This is a genomic window from Serratia myotis (genome assembly GCF_027474885.1).
In the GTDB taxonomy this organism is placed as follows: Bacteria; Pseudomonadota; Gammaproteobacteria; order Enterobacterales; family Enterobacteriaceae; genus Serratia; species Serratia proteamaculans.
The window spans coordinates 5,240,652-5,262,267 of the sequence record NZ_CP099707.1 but is presented as its reverse complement, the minus strand read 5'-3'; the positions used below and the strand labels follow the sequence as shown (position 1 = coordinate 5,262,267).

The window sequence follows — 21,616 nt, the reverse complement described above, 5'->3', positions numbered from 1 at the left end:
ACAGACAATGAAGTCACTTAGTCGTTTGTTTTAATAGGTTTTTAATTCATTAACCGACTTTGGAGTATGCAAAATGGACAAAATAAAACAGGTCAATCTCTATCGAGCCGTCTCGCCTTTATCCCGCCCTATCGCGGATTCCACGCATTACATCAATGAAATTTCCTTTGTGGTAGCCGAAGTCGTGCTGGCCAGTGGCATCACTGGGGAAGGGTATTTGCTTTCGTTCCACTATTCGCCGGAGGCGATTGCCGGTGCAATGAAAGATCTCCAGCAGTTTGCCGTGGGTTACCACTGCTGGCAGACCGGAAAATTCCTGCAAGAAGTGGCGGCAGAGCACGAATACTTCGGTCACAACGGCTTACAGAAGTGGGCGGCGGCAACGTTCAATGTCGCGATGTGGGACGCCTGGGGCAAGACCCTGCAACAGCCGATCTGGAAGATGTTGGGTAACACCGTCGATCGCGTGCCGGTGTATGGCAGTGGCGGTTGGTTGTCCTATAGCGAGGCCGAACTGCTGGAAGAAGTTCTGGAATACCAGGCGCGCGGCTTGCAGGCGGTGAAGATCAAAGTGGGTTCGCCGGAAGTCGAGCAGGACATTATGCGTTTGCGCAAAGTGCGGGAAGCCGTGGGCTCTGGGATGAAAATCATGATGGATGCCAATCAGGGGATGTCCTTGCCGGACGCGCTGAAGTTATCGACACAGGCGGCAGACATCGGCATTCACTGGTTCGAAGAACCTTTGGTGCATACCGATTTCGACGGCTATCAGCAGTTGCGCCAGAAAACCGGCATCGCGCTGGCCATGGGTGAACGGGAATATGACATGGAACCGCTCAAGGCTTTGATCGCCCGTAATGCGCTGGATCTGTGGCAACCGGATCTGATCCGCATCGGTGGTGTTGAACCCTGGCGTGAGTCGGCGATGCTGGCACATGCCCATCACCTGCCGGTATTGCCGCATTACTACAAGGATTATGACGTGCCGCTGTTGTGCACTATCCCCAATCCTTACGGTGCGGAATCTTTCGACTGGATCGACAGCATTATCGATAACCCGATGGCCATTGATGGCGGCTACGCCTTTCCGCGTTCGGGTGCAGGCTGGGGTTTTAACTTTAACCCGGCATCTCTGACAGAAATCAAATAGGGACAGGGCGATGAAACAGGACGTTTTAACTCAGTATTTTTCATTACAGGGCCGGACCGGCATTGTTACCGGTGCATCATCCGGTATTGGGCGCGGCATTGCTCATCTGCTGGCGGATGCCGGGGCACGGGTGTTCAACTTCAGTCTGGAGGCCACGCAGACCACTGGCATTGACTATGAATTGAACCCCAGAGTGGTTGATATACAAGTGGATATTACCGATCGCGAACAACTGCAGGCTGCCGTCAATAGGGTCGCGGCAGAAGGGGCGATCGACTTCCTGATTAACAATGCAGGCATTACCAAGCGTGTGCGCGCCGAACAGGTTGATGAAGCCTGGTGGCGAAAAATCCACCAGATTAACGTTGATGCGGTGTTCTTTTTGTCGCAGCTTTGCTTTCCGCATTTGACCCGCTCGGCGCATATTGGCCGCATCGTCAACATTTCCTCAATGGCGGCGCATCTGGGCTTTAGCGAGGTAGTGCCTTATTGCTCGACCAAGGCTGCGGTCACCGGCATGACGCGTGGATTGGCTGTGGAATGGGCGCAGGAAAACATCCGTGTCAATTCGGTGGCGCCGGGCTGGATCCAGACCAATATGACGCAGGTAGTTGCCGATCCGCAGAGGCTGGAACGTATTATCAATCGGATGCCGCTACACCGTTATGGTCACCCACGTGAAGAACTGGGTGCCATGGTGTGGTTTTTGGTCAGCGAGGCGTCGCGTTACATCACCGGGCAGGATTTTGCCGTGGATGGGGGGGCGCTGAGCTATGGCTTCTGACATGAAGGTATTAGTGTGCGTCAAACCGGGTCAGCTGAGCCAACAGCGCCTGCCAATACCGCAACCGGCTGCCGCAGAAGTGTTGCTGAAAATGTGCGCCCTGGGCGTGTGCGGTTCGGATATTCACGCTTTCCATGGCCGTCAGCCGATGATGCAGTACCCGGCGGTGCTGGGGCATGAAATCAGCGCTGAAGTGGTGGCCTGCGGGCAAGATGCCACGCGCTATCACCCTGGCCAACAGGTGGTGGTGATCCCCTATCGCCATTGTGGGCGGTGCGTGGCCTGTCGGCGCGGACGCACCACGTGCTGTACTTCTTTGTCAGTGATGGGGATCCATCGCACCGGAGCGATGCAGGAATATGTCACGGTGGCTGAGGATGCTCTGGTGGCGGTCACGGGAATCTCTCATCTTCAGGCGGCGTTAATTGAGCCTTATGCCATTGCTGCCCATGCGGTACGGCGTAGTGGAGTGACTCAGGGAGTGAGCTTGTTGGTGGTGGGGGCGGGGGCTATCGGGTTAGGCGTTGCGGATATCGGGCGTAGCCTGGGGGCCGAAGTGATAGTGGCTGAAGCCGATCAACAGCGTCAGGCCTTTGCTGCAGAACACTATGGTTTTGCTCACGTATTAAATCCATTGGATAGCGATTTTGAGCGACAATTGCTGGTGCTAACCCAGGGGGATGGTCCCCAGATCGTCATTGATGCGACGGGTAACCCTGCTTCAATGAACCGCCAGGTCGAGCGGATCGCGGCGGGCGGAACGCTGGTATTTGTCGGCCTGCATACCGGCGAGGTGCGCTTTAATGACCTGGCTTTCCATAAGCGGGAACTGGATCTGCTCGGTAGCCGTGCAGCGGATGGCGAAGATTTCATCAAGGTCATCACTTTATTGCAGCAGGGAAAAATCAGCCCGGAAAAACTCTGTACCCGTGAAATACCCTTCACTGAATTAGACCAATTTCAATTTGAACAACTCAATCAGCCAGGCAATGTGAAGTCGGTCATTCTATTTTAAGCGTCAGCAGTCGGTTACCTGAATAATTGAACTGGAGATAATTATTATGAAAGGACAACTTAAGCGGTGGGTCATAGTGACCTGCGCATTATTTTCTTTGTTTGTTTTCAGCACGGAATCAATTTCAGCTAAATATACTATACGGGTTTCTTATGAAAATAACCCGGGTGAACCTTTTGATTTGGCGGTAAAGAAATGGGCCGAACTGTTTAAACAAAAAACTAACGGTCAGGGGGAATTGGTCTTGTTCCCCAGTTCCTCATTGGGATCAAAAAAAGACGTGATGGAGCAAATCAAGCTGGGTAGCGCGATGATCACCCTGGCAGATGGGGCGTTCTTTGCCGACTATCTGCCTGATTTCGGCATTATGATGGGGCCGTATCTGGGGCGCGATTACAACGATATTTTCACCCTGACCAAAACGCCCTGGTTTGCTGATTTGTCACGTCAATTGGACGACAAAGGGTTTCATATCCTTGCGGCTAACTGGCTGTACGGTATCCGCCAGATGGTGGTGAACAAACCCATCCATACCCCGGCGGACCTGAAAGGCGTGAAAATCCGCGTCGCCAACAGCCGTATCTTTATTGAAGCTATCAAGGCGATGGGCGCGACGCCAACCCCAATGCCATTGGGTGAAGTGTATACCGCGCTGACTACCGGTGTGATCGACGGCGCGGAAAACCCGATCCCGGTGCTGTACGGCCAAAAACTTTTTGAGCCGGCTAGGTACCTGATCATGACCGGGCATATTGATAATGTCACCCAACTGATTATTGGTCAGAAATATTACAGCCAACTTCCTGATGATATTAAAAAAGCGTTAACGCTATCTTGTGAGGAAGCGGGTAATTATATGACTCAGTTAATTATTCAGGCTGACCGCCAAGACCGGGAAAAAATGAAAGCGGCAGGCGTGACGGTGATTGAGGTTGACCGGGAATTATTCCGGCAGGCGTCAAAGTCGGCCTATCAGCAATTCCCGGAATGGACTCCGGGGTTATATGAAAAACTGCAAGGTTACTTAGAGTAATTATCTGCGATTCCTCGATAACTTCCGCTGCATTGCACCGGGGGAGTGAAAATCATGATACGTAAATTACTGGTTAATCTTGACGATATTCTCGCCTGCCTGGTGTTGACCGCGATTGTGGCGGTGACGGTACTGGCGGTAGTGATGCGTTACCTGGTGCATGCGCCATTGCCCTGGGTGGAAGAGCTGCAATTAGCGCTCTATCTGTGGGCCATCATGCTGGGGGCGGTCAGCGCCATGAAGCGGCGCAAGCACGTCGGCATTGATGTTTTTGTCAATCTGTTGCCCGCAGGTGCCCGCCGATTGATGCTTTATTGGAACGATGCGTTGAGCATGATTGTCTTGCTGTCGTTTGCCTGGCTCGGTTTGCTGCTGGCCGAAGGTGCGGGGGAAAAGATCACCCCGATCCTCGGTATTCGTTACCGCTGGATCGATATGGCGATCCCGGTAGGGTCATTGCTGATGGTGCTGCAATTGGTCGTCAACCTCTGTTATCGCGACAAACGTATGGAGGAATCATCATGACGGTAGCGATCTCCTGCATCATTTTACTGCTGGGTTTTATCAGCAAATTACCGATATTCATCAGTGTGATCCTCGCGGTACTGAGCTGGTTTTTCCTCGCGGGCGATCCCTCGCCGATCATTGCGGCACAAAGGATCGTCGGGGCCAGTGAGAACACCACGCTGTTGGCGATCCCGTTCTTTATCTTGCTGGGCAATCTGTTGAATTACACCGGCATTACCCGAAGAATGTTGACGTTGGCGGAGTTATTGACGCGCAAGTTTTATGGCGGACTGGCGCAGGCCAATGTGCTACTCAGTACCCTGATGGGGGGGCTGTCGGCCTCCAGTCTGGCGGACTGTGCCATGCTGTGCAAAATGCTGGTGCCGGAAATGACGCGCAAAGGTTACAGCAAGAGTTTTGCAACGGTGGTGACGGCGGCGGGCTCGTTGATCACGCCGATCATCCCGCCGGGCATTGCCTTGATTATCTATGGTTATGTGGCGGATGTGTCGATCGGCAAAATGTTTCTGGCGGGCATCGTGCCGGGAATATTGTGCTGTGCGGCGCTGATGCTGACGATTCGTCATCTTTCACGGCGGCGCAATTATCAGGCCGGCAATACCGCCACACCGAGTTGGCGCGAGTTTGGGCAAGCGCTGTGGCAGGCGATGCCGGCGCTTATTTTGGTGTTGGTGATTATCGGCGGGATCCGCATTGGCGCTTTCACACCGACCGAAGCGGGGGCGATTGCGGTGGTATTTGCCATTGGCATTGGCCTGTTTTTCACCCGTGAGATGAAGGTGGCCGACATCGGTGAGGCCCTGTTGGATACGGTATCTTCCACAGCGGGTATTATGCTCATTATCATGGCCTGCTCCGCATTCGCCTGGATACTGAGTTGGGAAAGAACCGCCCAGACGGTGGCGGAGATGATTACGTCACTGTCTGATAACCCGCTGTTGTTCTTGTTGGCACTCAACCTGTTTTTACTGGTGCTGGGGATGTTTATTGAAGGCAATGCGGCGATTATCGTGTTGGTCCCGCTGCTGATGCCAACGGTGAAGGCTCTGGGGATCGATCCTATCCAATTCGGCATTCTGATCATTCTTAACCTGGCGATTGGCAGTCTGACACCGCCGATGGGCACCATTATGTTTATTGCCAATTCGATTACTGGTACCCCGGTTTCTGCCTTTATCAAAGAGGTCTGGCCGATGTTATTGGCATTGCTGACGGTATTACTGTTGGTGACGCTGGTACCGGCGGTTTCGACCTTTTTGCCGGGGCTATAGCTTTGTAATCAGTGGGAGAATACTATTTCAGAAATACCCCTTATGAGATCCGTTATGAGTCGGTTGCGGTTGGATCGGGAAAAACCCGTCAAGATGCAAATTTACCATTGGCTGAAAGAACGCATTATTTATGGTGAGTTTGCGCCGGGTATGATTCTGGAAAAAAACGAACTCGCGCACGAGTTGAATGTATCGCCCACGCCATTGCGAGAAGCCTTGATTTTGTTGAAGCACGATAACTTCATCGATATGGTGCCGAACCTGCATACGCGGGTAAAACTGATAGACGTCAAACGGGTAGAAGAAAACGCTTTTATCCGTGCGGCGCTGGAAGGCGCGGTCGTCGAGCAATTGGCATTAAGCGGTATCAGTAAAGCGGTGGAGAAAACCTGCCAAAAACTGATTGATAGCCAGCTTGGTGCTTTTGGCAAGCAAGACTATGCCACTGTGTTCCACATTGATCTGGAGTTCCACCACCGCTTGGTCGACCAATTGGCGCTGGATTCGCTGTGGGATAATCTGTATGCCAATCGCGCCCACCTGGATCGCGCTCGCCAGTGTTCACCGGTGAATGTGGCGGGTATTCGCCGATCGATAGAACAACATCAGCAACTGTTGCAGTTGATCGTCAGTGGACAGGCACAGCCTGCACGGGAACTGATCAAGGCCCATGTCTGGTCAGTGTTTGATGATTTGCAACAGATCGCACCGGAATACCTGAGTCGCGATCATTGATTTTCCTGCTGCTTGGCTCCATGTTAGATATTCATACGCATTTTAAGGCCTGCCCGCTGCGGCGGGCCCCAACGCTAATCAGGACTGCCCTATGACAAATCCGTTGCTGACCCCGTTTTCCCTGCCGCCGTTTTCCGCCATTCGCCCAGAAGATATCGTGCCTGCGGTGCAATCCGCCCTGGCCGATTGCCGCGCTGCGGTAGAGCGCGTTGTCGCGCAGCCGGGGCCATTTACCTGGGATAACCTGTGTCAGCCGCTGGCTGAGTCTGACGATCTCCTGTCGCGCATCTGGTCGCCGGTGGGGCATTTGAATTCGGTGAAAAACAGCCCGGAACTGCGTACTGCCTATGAACAGGCGCTGCCGTTGCTGTCCGAGTACGGCACCTGGGTAGGGCAACACGAAGGGTTATATCAGGCGTACCGCAGCCTGAAAGAAGGCGCGGCGTTCGATAAGCTGACCGCGCCACAGCGCAAGTCGGTAGAGAATGCGCTGCGTGATTTTGAGCTGTCAGGCATTGGCCTGTCACCGGAAAAACAGCGTCGCTACGGCGAGATCGTCGCGCGCCTGTCCGAGCTGGGTTCCACCTACAGTAACAACGTGCTCGACGCCACCATGGGCTGGAGCAAGCTGATCACCAGTGAAGCCGAGCTGAGCGGTCTGCCGGAAAGCGCGCTGGCTCAGGCTCAGGCGATGGCGCAGGCCAAAGAGCAGGACGGCTGGTTGCTGACGCTGGATATGCCGAGCTATCTGCCGGTACTGACCTACGGCGACAACCGCGCACTGCGTGAAGAGATGTATCGTGCCTTTGCTACCCGAGCCTCCGATCAGGGGCCGAATGCCGGCAAGTGGGACAACAGCGAAGTGATGGCGGAAACGCTGGCGCTGCGCCACGAACTGGCCCAGCTGTTGGGCTTTGACAGCTATGCCGACAAATCGCTGGCGACCAAAATGGCGGAAAACCCGGAGCAGGTGCTCGGTTTCCTCAGCGATCTGGCCAAGCGTGCCCGTCCGCAGGCCGAGCAGGAGCTGGCACAGCTGCGCGCCTTTGCCAAACAGCATTACGGTGTGGATGAACTGGAAGCCTGGGACATCACTTACTACGGCGAAAAACAGAAACAGCATTTGTTCTCGATCAGCGACGAGCAACTGCGTCCGTACTTCCCGGAGCAGCGCGTGGTGGAAGGGCTGTTCGAAGTGGTCAAACGCATTTACGGCATCACCGCCAAAGAGCGCAAGGATGTGGATACCTGGCATCCTGAGGTGCGCTTCTTTGACCTGTTCGACGCCAGTGGTGAACTGCGCGGCAGCTTCTACCTCGACCTGTATGCGCGTGAAAACAAGCGCGGCGGGGCGTGGATGGACGACTGCGTTGGCAGTCTGCGCAAGGCCAACGGCGAACTGCAAAAACCGGTCGCCTACCTGACCTGTAACTTCAACCGTCCATTGGGCGACAAGCCGGCACTGTTCACCCATAACGAAGTGACCACGCTGTTCCACGAGTTCGGTCACGGTCTGCACCACATGCTGACCCAGATCGATACCGCCGGTGTCTCCGGCATCAGCGGTGTGCCATGGGATGCGGTCGAGCTGCCGAGCCAGTTTATGGAAAACTGGTGCTGGGAGCCGGAAGCGCTGGCGTTTATCTCCGGTCATTATCAGAGCGGCGAACCGTTGCCGAAAGAGATGCTCGACAAGTTACTGGCAGCCAAAAACTACCAGGCGGCGTTATTCATTCTGCGTCAGTTGGAATTCGGCCTGTTCGACTTCCGTATGCATGCTGAATACAGCCCGGAAAAAGGCGCGCAGATCCTGCCAACGCTGGCGGAAGTGAAGAAAATGGTGGCGGTCGTGCCTTCACCAAGCTGGGGTCGTTTCCCGCATGCTTTCAGCCATATCTTTGCCGGGGGCTACGCGGCAGGTTATTACAGCTATCTGTGGGCTGAAGTGCTGTCGGCCGATGCTTATTCGCGCTTTGAGGAAGAGGGCATTTTCAACGCCGAAACCGGTAAATCCTTCCTCGACAACATCCTGTCGCGCGGCGGTTCGGAAGAACCGATGGAACTGTTCAAACGCTTCCGTGGCCGTGAGCCGCAGCTGGATGCTATGCTGCGCCATTACGGTATTAAAGGATAACCCCACCGGTGAGCGTGTGTTTATTGTGTGAAGAAGGCGCCGATCCCGGCGCCTTGTCTATTCTGGCGGAACGCTGGCAGTTAACTTCGGACGACGAGGCGCTGATGGCGCTGGTGTTGACGCCCGAAAGGCTGGAGCTGCGCAAGCGTGACGAACCCAAACTCGGGGCGATCTACGTCGATTTCGTCTCCGGCACTATGGCCCATCGGCGCAAATTTGGCGGAGGGCGCGGTGAAGCGGTGGCGAAGGCGGTCGGCATCAAGGGCAGTTACCGGCCTGATGTGGTGGATGCCACTGCCGGTCTGGGGCGTGATGCCTTTGTACTGGCGTCTCTGGGCTGTCGGGTGCGGATGCTGGAGCGTAATCCGGTGGTCGCGGCATTGCTGGATGACGGCCTGCAGCGCGGCTATCAGGATGCGGAGATCGGCCCGTGGCTGCGTGAACGCATGACGCTGTTACACGCCTCCAGCCTGACGGCGTTGGGTGATATTGATCCACGCCCGGAGGTGGTGTATCTCGATCCCATGTATCCGCATAAGCAGAAAAGTGCGCTGGTAAAGAAAGAGATGCGGGTGTTCCAGTCGCTGGTGGGCAGCGACGATGACGCCGATGGCCTGCTGGAACCGGCACGCCGCCTGGCGACCAAGCGCGTGGTGGTGAAACGCCCGGATTACGCCCCGCCGTTGGCTAACGTACAGGCGCATGCGGCGTCGACGACGAAAAGTCATCGTTTCGATATATATATGCCCCTGTAAAATTTTATGCCCGCGGGCTCAGCATGCTGAGTTCGCGGTTCAATCTGATCTACCTCCCAATTCTCTGAATCCGCTTGAAATCCCTCTGGCAAAAATGCCAACCAGATCGCATGATTCCTGTTCATTTCCACTCCTATAATTAGATGATAATGAAGAAGACACTCCTTGCCGTTTTGCTTTGCCTGGGTACCTCTGCGATGGCCTCTGAACCTGTCAATATCACCATTCTTGGCACCTCTGATCTGCACGGCACCTTTGTGCCCTGGGATTACTCCACCGATACCGCAAATCTGGCCGGCAGCCTGAGCCAAATTGCCACCCAGGTGCATCAGGTGCGCGCCCAACAGCCGAATGTGATCCTGGTGGATGCCGGTGACACCATTCAGGGCAACTTTGTCGAGACCTTTAAGAACGACAAAACCAGCCCGATGATCCTCGGCTTTAACGCGCTGGACTATGACGTCTGGGTGATGGGCAACCACGAATTCGACTTCGGCCTCAAACCGCTTTCCACTTCACTGAACCAGTTCAAGGGCACGGCACTGGCTGGTAATATTTTGTGGGACAGCGGCAAGCCCTACCTGCCAGCGTATAAAATCATCGAACGCCAGGGGGTAAAAATCGGCATTATCGGCATGGATACGCCAATGACTGCCGAATTCGCCAAAGGCACCGACCGGGTGAAAGGACTGAACTTTACCGACCCGGTCCAGGCAGTGAAGCAGGTGATCCAGCAGATCCAGGGGAAAGTGGACGCCATCGTGCTGGTGGCACACATGGGGATCGACAATGAGAACCAGCGACCGGGCACCGGCGTGGGTGATATTGCCCGGGCTAACCCGGAACTGGCGGCGATCGTCGCCGGGCATATGCATGTAAAAGTCGACAAAGAAGTGATTAACGGGGTGATCGTCACCGAACCGGACAAATATGGCCGCGCGCTGTCACGCATCGATTTGCAGTTTGAGCAGCACAACGGCAAGTACGTGCTGATCAACAAAGACAGCTATACCTATCCGATCAAAGGCATCACGTCTGATAAAAAGCTGGAAGAGATTTATCAGCCGTACCACAAGATTTTGCGGGCCAACGCCAATCGGCCGATTGCCCAGCTCAGCGGTCAGGATCTGGTGCCGCCGGATGCAGTGAAAGGCATTCCGCAGGTGCACGTGCAGGATACCGGCATCAGCAAGCTGTATCAGGAAGCCGGGCATTACTATGCACCAAAGGCGCAGGTGATCGCGCTGCAGATTGATAACGACCGGCCAAAATTGAACGTCGGTACCATTACCGCCAAGGACATCGCCTTCAACTACCAATATGCCGGCGGCGAGATCACCGTTTATCAGCTCAGCGGCAAAGAGTTGAAGAAGTACATGGAATGGTCGGCGGGCTACTTCAATCAGTTGCATGACGGCGACGTGACCTACAGTTTCAACCCGCAGCGCCGCGCATCAAAATACTCGACCAATGATTTCTTCGATGGCGTGACCTACAAAATTGACCTGCGCCAGCCGGCCGGGCAGCGCATCCGTGACCTGCGGATGGCCGACGGCACGCCGGTGACAGACAGCACGCCAATCCGTCTGGGGATGAACAGCTACCGCATGGGGCACCTGACGCAAAAAGGCGGCGCGCTGGAAGGCATGCAGTTCCCGGTGCTGTCTGACAGCAAGGTGGAATACGGCGAAGAGGCGGGCACCATCCGTAATCTGACCATTCGTTATCTGACCGAGGTGAAGAAAGGCCAGTATCAGGGGCAGGCGGTACAGCGCTGGCAGTTGGTCGGGCTGGAAGGTTATGACCGCGAGCGCAAGATCGTCGAAAAACTGCTGAACGACGGCAAAATTAGCGTACCTACCAGCGAAGATGGGCGTTACGGCAACGTGGCGTCATTCAACGTGAAAGGGTTGCTGCTCAGCGAGCCACTGGCACGTCAACAGCAACAGGCTGCGCTGCAGGCGCAGTTAACTGCCGCCAGTGATCCGGTGGCGAAAAAGCGTTTGAGTGACCAGTTGGTGATTATTGAGGCGATTAACAAAGCCTGAGAATGATTACGGGCTCGGCATGTGTGTAGGGGCTCAGCATGCTGAGCCCTGTTACCTTAATGCCCCTGCAGTAACCGTTTGCCGACATCCCCGCCCGGGTGTACCGCCAGCAGCGTTTCTTTGTTGTAGCCACTGCGTTCCATCAAACAGGCACAGGCCGCGTCGAAAATCGCCAATACCAGCACGATAGAGGTGGTTGCCAGCATATTCAGCGGATCTATCTCATTTTCTACCCCGGTGCGGATCACCAACTCTGCCGCCTGGGCGATTGCCGAATCCGGATTTTCCGTCACGCCAATCAAGGGCACGCCCTTGGCCTGTAGCGTCGGCAGCAGCCGGGTCAACTCGTCGGAATTGCCGCCGCGCGAAATCAGAATCATCAGGTCATCGCCGCGCAGGAAGCCCAGATCGCCGTGCGCCGCATCGGTGGCGTTCAGGTAGATGGCCGGCCGCTCCACGCAGGCCAGCATATGGGCAATCTTGCGGGCTGCGATGCCGGAGGTACCGACGCCGGTGACCACAATCTTGCCCCGACACTCCGCCAACCGGGTTAGCAGCCGCTGCCAGGTCTGCGCGTCGATGCGTTGACCCAACTGGGCCAACTCCCGGCTGTAGACCGCCCAGGCCTGTGTGGCTCGCTGCCATTCCTGCTGCATCAGGCTTCCTCCTGCATCAGTTGGCGGTATTTCATGTGGTCGTTATACAGCTCATGGAACACACGATATTTACGATCGTAATAGCGCTTAATCTTGTTGGTTTGCGGCGTCACGGTTTTGCCGATGCGGCTCATGGCGCTCATCGCTTCCGGCAGGGTTTCGAACACTCCGGCCGCCACGGTGCCCATCATCGCGCCGCCCAACAGCATTGCCTCGCTCTCTTCCGGCAGCAGCATGGCACAGCCGGTGGCGTTGGCATGTTCCTGCACGAAAATCGGGTTCTTGGTGCCGCCGCCGCTGGCCATGATGGTATCGATGTTGTAACCGCTTTGGTTCATGGTTTCGATAATATGGCGGGTGCCGAGCGCGATGGCCTGGATAGTCGCCAGATAGTGCAGCGCCATGTCCTCCGGGGTGCGTGACAGCTTCAGCCCGGTCAGGGTGCCGGTCAGCGTCGGGTTGGCGCGCGGCGAGCGGTTGCCGTGGAAATACGGCAGCATATGAATGTCTTTGGTCAGGTAGGCGATGTCCTCCGGCTCACCCGCCATACGACGCAGCAGGGCGTTCAGCACTTCATAGATGGTCAGGCCCTGCGTTTTTGCCTGCGCCAGCAACTCCTGATAACAAGGGTGCGATTGGATCATGTGGTCAATCAGTGCACCGGTGGCGGACTGGCCGCCTTCGTTCAGCCAGTATTCCGGCAGAATGGCCGAGTAATACGGCCCCCACACGCCGGGGATAAAGCGTGCAGTGCGCGACATCGCCATATGTCCGGTGGAGGTGCCGCCGATCAGCGCGACGCGGCGATTAAAGTCCGCCACTTCACCGGAAACCCCGGTGGCACCCAGCGTGCCGAGGGTACCGGCGTGGGCATCAATGATCGACACGCTGACCGCGGTACCGGCAATCAATCCCATCTCACTGGCGGCGCGCTGGGTGAGGCCGTGACCGAGCGGTTCACCCATCATTTTGACGTCGCTGCCGATCTTGGCGGCATCGTGTTCCAGCACCTCTTCCAGCCCAATCTGTTTGAAATAGCTCTTGTCCCAGCGCTGTTCATGGCCGAGATAAGTCCATTTGCACACCGTCGAACACAACGAACGGGTGGCGTCCTGAGTGGCGCGCCAGGTCAGAAAGTCCGGCAGGTCAAACAGGTAACCGGCATTGGCCCAGGTGGTCGGCATATGCTGCTTCAGCCACAGCATTTTGGGGGTCTGCATTTCCGGCGAGATGATGCCGCCGACGAAATCCAGTACCCGGTGTTTGGTGGCATTTATGCGCTCGGCCTGGGTGATCGCCCGGTGATCCATCCACACGATAATGTTCTGCTCGGTACGGCCGGACGGGCTGACGGTCAACGGCTTACCCTCTTTGTCCAGCACCACCAGGGAGCAGGTGGCGTCAAAGCCCAGCCCTTTGACCTGGATCGGGTTGATGTCGGCCTGATTGACCGCATCACGCACCGCGTTGCACACCGCCTGCCAGATATTGTCCGAGGACTGTTCAACAAAGTCGGCCTTCGGGCGGTACAGATCGATGGTTCGGCTGGCCTGTCCGACCATGTGGCCGTTGAGATCGAATACCCCTGCGCGCGCACTCCCGGTGCCTACATCTACGCCAATAAAATAGCTCGCCATTATTTTTCTCCAGTCAGGCTTTTCGATTCTGTAATGCGATAAACAAGATCAGCACCGCACCCCACAGGGCCATGGTCAGATAGCTGCTGACGCCCAGCAGGTTGAGACCGCTCTCCAGCATTTGCAGCACAATCAGTGCCAGCACCAGCCCGAGCACCCGGCCAAATCCGCCATCCGGGTTAATCCCCCCCAGCACCGAGGCCAGAATGGTCACCAGCAGATAGGATTCGCCGTAGCCGGCCTTGGCCGAGTTGAATTTGGCCATCATCAGCAGTGCCGCACCCCAGCCGAGCAGGGCCGACAGGATATACACCGCGATTTGCACCCGGGCGGTATTCACCCCGCTGAAACGGGTGGCCTGCTCGTTGGAGCCGACCAGATACAGGCTACGTCCCAGCGTGGTGTGCTCCAGCAGCAGCCACAGGCCCACCGAGACCAGCAGGAACAGCAGCAGTGCCACCGGAATGCCGAGCAGGCTGCCGTTGCCGAGATACTGAATGGCCGCCGGGAAACCGGAGATCACCGCGCCGTTGGACAGCAGAATGTTCAGGCCGGTGATCAGCGTCATGGTGCCGAGTGTGGCAAGGATCGGCGAAACGCCGACCCAGGCGACCAGCACGCCGTTAAGCGCGCCAATGGCGACGGCGACCAGTAACCCGGCCAGCAGCGCCAGCACCAGAAACAGCGGTTGATCCGGGTGGCTGACGATAACGGCCGCCATCACCAGTGAACAGGCGTTGGCACCGGCGATAATCGACAGATTGATACCGCCGGTCAGCATGGTAATACCCATGCCCAGCGCCAACATGCCGAGGATCGGCAATTGCGAGGCGATCGACTGGAAATTACCGAGGCTGAAGAAACGCGATCCAAGCAGCCCGGCGAACAGCAGCGCCACGATGATAATGATCGCGCTTTGCAGGCGGATGATCCGATCGTTTGGGATCAGGCGGGTTAATGGGATCATGTCATAGCTCCTTGGCCAGCTTGCGTTTTTCATTCCAGGCGGTGCTGCTGATGCTGATCAAAATGATCGCGCCGCTGAACACCTGGTGCCAATAGGCCGATACGCTAAGCAGCGTCAGACCGTTCTGCAGGAAGGCCAGCAACACCACACCCAACAGCGTGCCGGTCAGCGAGCCGCGGCCACCGGTCATGCTGGTGCCGCCCAGTACCACCGCCGCCAGTACCGTCAGTTCGAAGCCGAGCAGCGAATTGGGGGCCACCGACTGAGTGATCTGCGCCTGTACCACCGCGGCAATGCCAGCCAGAATGCCCATGTAACCGTAAACGTAGAAGTGCAGCCGCAGCAGGTTCAGCCCCAGGCGCGATGCCGCATCGCGGTTACCGCCCATGGCAAAAATCTGGCGGCCGAGGCGCGTGAAGTTCATCAGCACGCCGGTGACGATAATCACTGCCAGCAGGCACAGCAGCGGCAGCGTCAGGCCGTAGTCATAGCCATCAGTGCCCTGGAATGAGAACCAACTGATGCCGTCCATAAACCAGTCGGGGAACCCATACAGCCAGGTGCCGTTGGTGGCGTACACCAGCAGGCCGTAGAACAGGTTCAGCGTGGCGATGGTGATGATGATCGCCGGCACTTTCAGCCAGTAGACCAGAAAACCGTTCACCAACCCGAGCAGCAGACCGACGCCCATTGCCAGAACGAACGCCAGCGGGAAACCGCCGCCGTGCTGGATCACCCAACTGGCCATCACGTACTGGGCGATAGCGGTGATCGCCGGGAACGAAATGTCGATACCACCGGCAATCAGCACCACGAACAGGCCGCAGGCGAGAATGCCGAGAATGGCGTAGCTGGTGGCCACGTCGGTCAGGTTGCCCAGCGTCAGAAATTCGCTGGTGCTGACGCTCAGGCCGATGGCCAGCAGCAACACCAGCAGGCCAAGGTAAAACTCGTGCCGCCCGGCCAGGCGGGCCAGTAATGACTTATCCATTCACCACCTCGGCGATCTGTTGTTCGGTACTGTGGTGCGGCGAAAACTCGGCGATCAACTCACCTTTGCGCATCACCATCACCCGATGGCTGTTGTAATAGGCTTCCGGGATCTCGTCGCAGATCATCAACACCGCCATGCCGAGTGCCGCAAGATCTTTGGCGATCTGGTAGATCCCCTCTTTGTTGGCGATATCTACCCCAACGGTCGGCGAGTCGAGGATCAGGATCTTCGGCTGCGTCGCAATCCACTTGGCAATAGCGATACGCTGGGCGTTGCCGCCTGACAGGGTTTTGACCGGCAGCGCGCTGTCGGACACCTTGATGTTCAGATCGCGGATCAGGCGGTTAACCAACCCGGCGGCTTTGGCATGATCCAGCAGCCCGAGCGGGGTATGCAGTTGATCAAACACCGTGACGATGGTGTTGTCGTAGATCGACTGCTCCATGATCAATCCCTGCGTCAGACGATCTTCCGACACATAGCCGATGCCCTGGCGCACCGCTTCGCGGTTGTTGTGTAGCCGTACCGGTTGGCCGTCGATCCTGATCTCACCGCTGTCTGGCCGGGTCATGCCGAACAGGCTGAGGCACAGCTCGGTGCGCCCTGCGCCAAGCAACCCGACGATCGAAACGATCTCGCCGCCGTGCAGGGAAAGATTGATGTCCTGATATTTGCCACGTCGGCTGAGATTGCGCACTTCGAGTCGCGGCGCACCGTCGGCTTCTGCCCGTGGGGGTAACTGGCTGTAGTGAAAGCGTTGGCCCGTCATCAGGAACGCCAGTTCATGACTGTCCAGCTCACTTGCCGGGTAAGTACCGACCAGCTTGCCGTCGCGCATCACGCTGATGCGGTCGGCGACTTCCATCACTTCATCCAGTCGGTGGCTGACAAACACCACGCAGATGCCCGCCGCTTTCAGTTCGTTGACCACCCGCAGCAGGCCGTTGACCTCCTGACGCGTCAGCGAGGCGGTAGGTTCATCCATGATCACCAGCCGCGCTTCGGCGGCAATGGCGCGGCAAATCGCCACCAGTTGCCGATCGGCAATCGACAGCTTTTCGACTTTCTTGTCGGGATCGATATGCACGCCGACGCGCGCCATGGCGTCCAGTGCCGTCTGACGCATTACCCGCTTGCGTACCCAGAAATGGCCGCCGGGCAGGTAGCGGTGAATGGCGATATTTTCCGCCACCGTCAGATTGGGGAATAAAGACAGATCCTGATAAATCACCTGAATGCCGTAATAACCGGATAGCTGCGGCGTCAGGGAATGAAACAGTTTGCCTTCCAGTGAAATATTGGCGCCTTTTTCCGGCTGGTAAACGCCGGAAATAATTTTAATTATGGTGCTTTTACCACAGCCATTTTGTCCGGCCAGGCAGTGCACTTCGCCTTTATTTAGAGTCAGGTTGATCTGGTCCAGTGCCAGCACGCCTGGAAATTGTTTACTGATATTTTCCAGGCTGATAAATGCGGTGGATGTGGTCATAGCGTTAACCTGTGCAGGTTTTTATTATCGTCGGGCGCGGTGGGCTGCGCGCCGACGTTATTTAATGATTTTCCCGGTGTGGCGAAATATTACTTAAGGTTAAAAGCCCAGTGATTTGGCATTATCTTTGGTAACTTCAAGAATTTTATTAAACCGAATCACTTTCTTATCCATATCGACGTCGGCTTTACCCAAACCTTCGATCGACAAGTCTTTGGTCACTTCCTTGCCTTGTAACAGTTGGTCGGCGACGGTCACCAGCGCGTAGCCGGCATCTTTCGGGTCCCACAGCAGCGCTTTCTTGATGTCGCCGCGCATCAGGTAAGGTGCAGCCTGTGCCGGCATGGCGATACCCACCACGGCAATTTTGTCCTTGGCGCGCTTCTTGGCGACTGCCTGACCGGCACCGATCGGGCCGAGGGAGCCGAAACCGATAATGCCTTTCATCTGCGGATAGGTTTTCATCAAATCCAGCGTAGTGGCGTAGGATTTATCGATACTTTCCGCCACCGGCAGGCGCGAAGTCACTTCGAACATATCCGGGTATTTGGCTTTCTGGTACTTGATGGCGGAATCCGCCCAGGCGTTGTGCAGCGGCACGGTCAGCGAGCCGACGTAAATGGCATAGCCACCTTTGCCGCCCATGTCTTTTGCCAGCTCATCGACGTTGGCCTGCGCATACTTCTCGCTGTCGATGGTTTCAATGTCCCACTGGCCAATCTGCTGGTCCGGGGATTCATGGGTCAGTACCACGATGCCTTTCTCGCGGGCCTTCTTCAGCACCGGTTCAAGTACCTTGGCGTCGTTAGGCACCACGATGATGGCGTTAACGTTCTTGGCGATCAGGTCTTCAATCACTTTGACCTGTGCTGCCGGGTCTGGGGTAGAAGGCCCGGTCTGGTAGGCATTAACGTCGAGCTTTTTCGCCGCTTCGTTGACGCCGACTTCCATACGGTTGAACCAGGGAATGCCGGTCACTTTGGCAACCACGGCGATCTCGTACTTTTCAGCAGCTAAGGCAGGTGTTGTTGATAACATGCACGCAGAAACCACACATGCATTTAATAATGCGAGGTTAAATTTCATTCGCTGTACCTTTTTTATCTGTAGGGGTGGTTGTTTTTCCACCTGAGCAGATTACAAAGGAAAGGAAGAGGGGGCGTAACCCGAATTTGAAAACTGTGAGCTGTGCACATTGAGGTGAAATTATAGCGGTTTTTATGTTAATTAAATGTTTAATAATTTAGGGGTGGTAATTTTACCACCTAAAATCCTCAGTTAATTAACAATATAACTCATGTTATTTTACATATTTGCAATGATTGGAGCGAAGGAACATCGCTTTTTGGCGGAAAAAATGCCGGTCTGAGCGCCGGCATTGAAACATTAAAGCAATGTGTGAACAATATCACCTTATTGGGTGATTACAGCACGCCCTGCGCCAGCATGGCGTCGGCAACCTTGACGAATCCGGCAATATTGGCGCCGTGTACGTAGTGAGTTTGCTTGCCCTCACCGCCGTATTCCACGCAGGCGTGATGAATATCCGCCATGATATGTTGTAAACGTACATCCACTTTCTCCGCTCGCCAGCCGATACGCGCGGCATTCTGCGCCATCTCCAGGCCGGAGGTTGCTACCCCACCGGCGTTGGCGGCTTTGCCAGGGGCAAACAACACGCCGGCGTCCAGGAATGCGTCTGTCGCCTGAATGGTGGTCGGCATATTGGCACCCTCGGCCACGGCTTTTACCCCGTTACGGATCAGCATTTGGGCGGCTTCCAGATCCAGCTCGTTTTGGGTGGCGCACGGCAGGGCGATATCCACCGGGATGCTCCATGGCTGCTGACCGGCCAGATAGGTCAGGCCGCGCTCGCGGGCGTAATCTTCCACCCGGCCATAGCGCTGATTCTTGATCTCCACCAAATGGGCCAGTTTCTCGGTGGTGAAACCGGCTTCGTCGACCAGGGTGCCGCCGGAGTCAGACACGGTGATGACGCGCGCATCCAGCTCCAGCGCCTTCTCAATGGTGTACTGCGCCACATTGCCTGACCCGGATACCGCCACCCGCATGCCTTCAAAGCCTAATCCGTGACGCTGCAGCATGGCGTCGGTGAAGTACACCAGGCCATAGCCGGTGGCTTCCGGGCGGATCAAACTGCCACCGAATGACAACCCCTTGCCGGTAAACACGCAGGCGGTGTTGTTGGACAGCTTCTTCATCATGCCGCTCATAAAGCCGACCTCACGACCGCCAACGCCGATATCTCCGGCGGGCACGTCGGTGTCTGGCCCCAGATGGCGGTACAACTCGGTCATCAGCGACTGGCAGAAACGCATGATCTCCGCCTGGCTTTTGCCTTTCGGATCAAAGTCCGAACCGCCTTTCCCGCCGCCCATTGGCAATGTGGTCAGTGCATTTTTGAAGGTCTGTTCAAAACCGAGGAATTTCAGGATCGATAAATTGACCGACGGGTGAAAACGCATGCCACCTTTATAGGGCCCAATGGCGGAGTTGAACTGCACGCGCCAGGCGCGGTTAACCTGTACCTGGCCGCGATCGTCCACCCAACTGACCCGGAACTGAATGGTGCGTTCCGGCTCAACCAAGCGCTCCAGCAGGGCGTATTCACGATAACGCGGGTTGCGCTCGATAAACGGCCACAGCGAGGTGAAGACTTCTCTGACCGCCTGTAAAAATTCTGGCTGATGAGGATTATGCTGTTGTAGTGAGGACAAGAATGACTCTACCGATAAGGCATGTTCCATGGATAACTCCTTTTGCATTAATTTTCCCCCACTATTTTTATAGATATTGGTATGGGTAAAGCGTGGGGAATGATGTTGTGTCTTTAGCGACTATATCACTGGAGGGCGGTTGATTATCAAGCGATTAATGATGGCGAAAGAACGAAAAACGCCCGCGGCTGCGGGCGTTGGGGACTGATGTTAGTGGGCGCTTACTTAATCTTCAGCTTTTTCTTCTTCGTCACGCAGCGGCACGATCAGCATGTCGATGTGCACGGTGTTGATCAACTGGCGTGCGGAGGACATCAGCTTGCTCCAGAAATCCTGGTGGTGGCCGCACAGGACCAGGTCCATATCGTATTTCTTGATAGCATCGACCAGCACCTGCGCCAAATCACCGCTGCCGCTCAGGGTTTCGGTAATCGGATAGCCGGCGTTTTGTGACAGTTCGGTCAAGGCGTGATGCGTTTCTTCCGAGATACGTTTTTGCATATCGCCGAGATTAACGTCGATCAGGCCGGTATACAGGTCGGAATAGTTAACATCTACGTGGATCAGGGAAACTTTGGCGTTGTACGGACGCGCCATAGATACGGCTTTTTCTACCAGAATTTTGCTTTCCGGGGATAGGTCTACCGCGATCAGAATGTGTTTGTAAGCCATGAGAATACTCCTTCCATATAATGCCGATTAAAAGTTAGCAGGCATCAGCGTACCAGCCTGGCGCTTTAGGTTTCATTTTATCATTCAGATAACATAATGATATGTTGGGGCGATCACACTGCACCGCATCAAAAAATCTCTTTATCGCTACTCTGTCAGTTTTACACCCGCCCGGCAAAAAATCCTATCGCCCGTGGTGCTATTGGCAGGTTGACCGATTGAAATATAAGCATTCTTAAACAGAGTATAGTCCCAAATAGCCCATTGGGCAGGGGAAAAGGCCATCAGCCATCAGTCAGGGCGGGAATCAGTTATAACCAATCGATAGATGACAAATTGGCGGGTTACGGTAAATTTTATCTACTGCTCAGGCCAGTTGCGTTTCAATAACCTACAATAATGAATATGGGCCTTATCATTACTCCTCTGAGCCAAACCTGCGCGATGTGCATCTGCATAACGATGGGTTACCTCCAGAGGCAGTGGGTTTTGCGCGGCCTGTGCGGTGCCAAGGGGATCGGAGCGGTAGGCTCCCGCAGTAATGGTATAGAGGTAGGGCAGTTGGACCCGGCGGAGCGCCGTGGATAACAACGCCTTGAGGAGGCAATCATGATCAGTACCGTCGCGCTGTTTTGGGCTCTGTGTGTGGTGTGTGTGTTAAACATGGTGCGGTATTACTCTTCTCTGCGCGCGCTGCTAGTGGTTTTGCGCGGCTGCGACCCGCTGCTGTATCAGTATGTCGACGGCGGTGGCTTCTTTACCGCCCACGGTCAGCCGAGTAAACAGATACGGCTGGTGCGCTATATCTTCTCGCAGCGCTATACAGAACATCACGATCCGGAGTTTATTCGCCGCTGTGAGCGGGTGCGTGGGCAGTTTATGCTGACCTCCGCGCTGTGTGGACTGGTGGTGATCAGCCTGCTGGCGTTGATGATTTGGTATTAAATCCGGCCGGTTTTTCCGACGACAGACAAAGAAAAGGCGGCCACCAGGGCCGCCTTTCACATGGA

The 21,616-nt window shown here is 55.7% G+C and carries 19 protein-coding genes; 11 read left to right on the top strand and 8 right to left on the bottom strand.

Annotation, left to right across the window (positions count from 1 at the left end):
• Positions 1-73 precede the first annotated feature (73 nt).
• From NHG65_RS24755 to NHG65_RS24710, 10 genes are all read left to right on the top strand, one after another.
• Positions 74-1,150, top strand: a complete 1,077-nt coding sequence (locus NHG65_RS24755) for a mandelate racemase/muconate lactonizing enzyme family protein (RefSeq protein ID WP_499182779.1) — start codon at positions 74-76, stop codon at positions 1,148-1,150.
• 10 nt (positions 1,151-1,160) lie between these two features.
• Entirely contained in the window at positions 1,161-1,934 is a 774-nt protein-coding gene (locus tag NHG65_RS24750; RefSeq protein ID WP_499182778.1) for an SDR family NAD(P)-dependent oxidoreductase, read from the top strand.
• Between the two features lies 1 nt (position 1,935).
• Positions 1,936-2,949: a zinc-binding alcohol dehydrogenase family protein gene (locus tag NHG65_RS24745; protein WP_237520846.1), complete on the top strand. Its 1,014-nt coding sequence runs from the start codon at positions 1,936-1,938 to the stop codon at positions 2,947-2,949.
• A gap of 46 nt (positions 2,950-2,995) precedes the next feature.
• The gene (locus NHG65_RS24740; protein ID WP_207979793.1) at positions 2,996-3,982 is read left to right on the top strand and encodes a C4-dicarboxylate TRAP transporter substrate-binding protein; all 987 of its coding nucleotides are present in this window, start codon (positions 2,996-2,998) and stop codon (positions 3,980-3,982) included.
• 54 nt (positions 3,983-4,036) lie between these two features.
• Positions 4,037-4,507 (top strand): TRAP transporter small permease, encoded by a 471-nt coding sequence (locus NHG65_RS24735; RefSeq protein WP_085119929.1) that lies wholly within the window; start codon positions 4,037-4,039, stop codon positions 4,505-4,507.
• Positions 4,504-5,781, top strand: coding sequence for a TRAP transporter large permease (locus tag NHG65_RS24730; protein ID WP_275881007.1), 1,278 nt, complete (start codon positions 4,504-4,506; stop codon positions 5,779-5,781). Before NHG65_RS24735 ends, NHG65_RS24730 begins: the two co-directional genes overlap by 4 nt.
• A 93-nt stretch (positions 5,782-5,874) precedes the next feature.
• Positions 5,875-6,516, top strand: a complete 642-nt coding sequence (locus NHG65_RS24725; protein WP_499182777.1) for a GntR family transcriptional regulator — start codon at positions 5,875-5,877, stop codon at positions 6,514-6,516.
• Between the two features lie 91 nt (positions 6,517-6,607).
• The gene (gene prlC / locus NHG65_RS24720; RefSeq protein ID WP_499182776.1) at positions 6,608-8,650 is read left to right on the top strand and encodes an oligopeptidase A; all 2,043 of its coding nucleotides are present in this window, start codon (positions 6,608-6,610) and stop codon (positions 8,648-8,650) included.
• 8 nt (positions 8,651-8,658) lie between these two features.
• Positions 8,659-9,405: a 16S rRNA (guanine(1516)-N(2))-methyltransferase RsmJ gene (gene rsmJ / locus NHG65_RS24715; protein WP_499182775.1), complete on the top strand. Its 747-nt coding sequence runs from the start codon at positions 8,659-8,661 to the stop codon at positions 9,403-9,405.
• Between the two features lie 149 nt (positions 9,406-9,554).
• Positions 9,555-11,453: a bifunctional metallophosphatase/5'-nucleotidase gene (locus NHG65_RS24710; RefSeq protein WP_099063436.1), complete on the top strand. Its 1,899-nt coding sequence runs from the start codon at positions 9,555-9,557 to the stop codon at positions 11,451-11,453.
• 56 nt (positions 11,454-11,509) lie between these two features.
• On the opposite strand, the gene NHG65_RS24705 is transcribed toward NHG65_RS24710, so the two are convergent.
• The 8 genes from NHG65_RS24705 to uspA all read right to left on the bottom strand — a co-directional run bounded on the left by NHG65_RS24705 (position 11,510) and on the right by uspA (position 20,606).
• The gene (locus tag NHG65_RS24705) at positions 11,510-12,109 is read right to left on the bottom strand and encodes a KpsF/GutQ family sugar-phosphate isomerase (RefSeq protein WP_099063437.1); all 600 of its coding nucleotides are present in this window, start codon (positions 12,107-12,109) and stop codon (positions 11,510-11,512) included.
• Positions 12,109-13,746, bottom strand: a complete 1,638-nt coding sequence (locus tag NHG65_RS24700; protein WP_499182774.1) for an FGGY-family carbohydrate kinase — start codon at positions 13,744-13,746, stop codon at positions 12,109-12,111. Before NHG65_RS24700 ends, NHG65_RS24705 begins: the two co-directional genes overlap by 1 nt.
• A gap of 13 nt (positions 13,747-13,759) precedes the next feature.
• Entirely contained in the window at positions 13,760-14,713 is a 954-nt protein-coding gene (locus NHG65_RS24695) for an ABC transporter permease (RefSeq protein WP_099063439.1), read from the bottom strand.
• A gap of 1 nt (position 14,714) precedes the next feature.
• Positions 14,715-15,704, bottom strand: coding sequence for an ABC transporter permease (locus NHG65_RS24690; protein ID WP_099063440.1), 990 nt, complete (start codon positions 15,702-15,704; stop codon positions 14,715-14,717).
• Positions 15,697-17,196 carry a sugar ABC transporter ATP-binding protein gene (locus NHG65_RS24685; protein ID WP_499182773.1) on the bottom strand — a complete coding sequence of 500 codons (1,500 nt, stop codon included), beginning with the start codon at positions 17,194-17,196 and terminating at the stop codon, positions 15,697-15,699. Before NHG65_RS24685 ends, NHG65_RS24690 begins: the two co-directional genes overlap by 8 nt.
• Positions 17,197-17,295: 99 nt before the next feature.
• Complete coding sequence (locus tag NHG65_RS24680) at positions 17,296-18,282, bottom strand: autoinducer 2 ABC transporter substrate-binding protein (RefSeq protein WP_085119918.1); 987 nt, start codon at positions 18,280-18,282, stop codon at positions 17,296-17,298.
• 338 nt (positions 18,283-18,620) lie between these two features.
• Positions 18,621-19,964 (bottom strand): NADP-specific glutamate dehydrogenase, encoded by a 1,344-nt coding sequence (gdhA, locus tag NHG65_RS24675; protein WP_099063442.1) that lies wholly within the window; start codon positions 19,962-19,964, stop codon positions 18,621-18,623.
• 195 nt (positions 19,965-20,159) lie between these two features.
• The gene (uspA, locus tag NHG65_RS24670; RefSeq protein WP_044554836.1) at positions 20,160-20,606 is read right to left on the bottom strand and encodes a universal stress protein UspA; all 447 of its coding nucleotides are present in this window, start codon (positions 20,604-20,606) and stop codon (positions 20,160-20,162) included.
• 609 nt (positions 20,607-21,215) lie between these two features.
• Between uspA and uspB the strand changes: the two genes are divergently transcribed.
• Entirely contained in the window at positions 21,216-21,551 is a 336-nt protein-coding gene (gene uspB, locus NHG65_RS24665) for a universal stress protein UspB (protein WP_085119915.1), read from the top strand.
• Positions 21,552-21,616 lie beyond the last annotated feature (65 nt).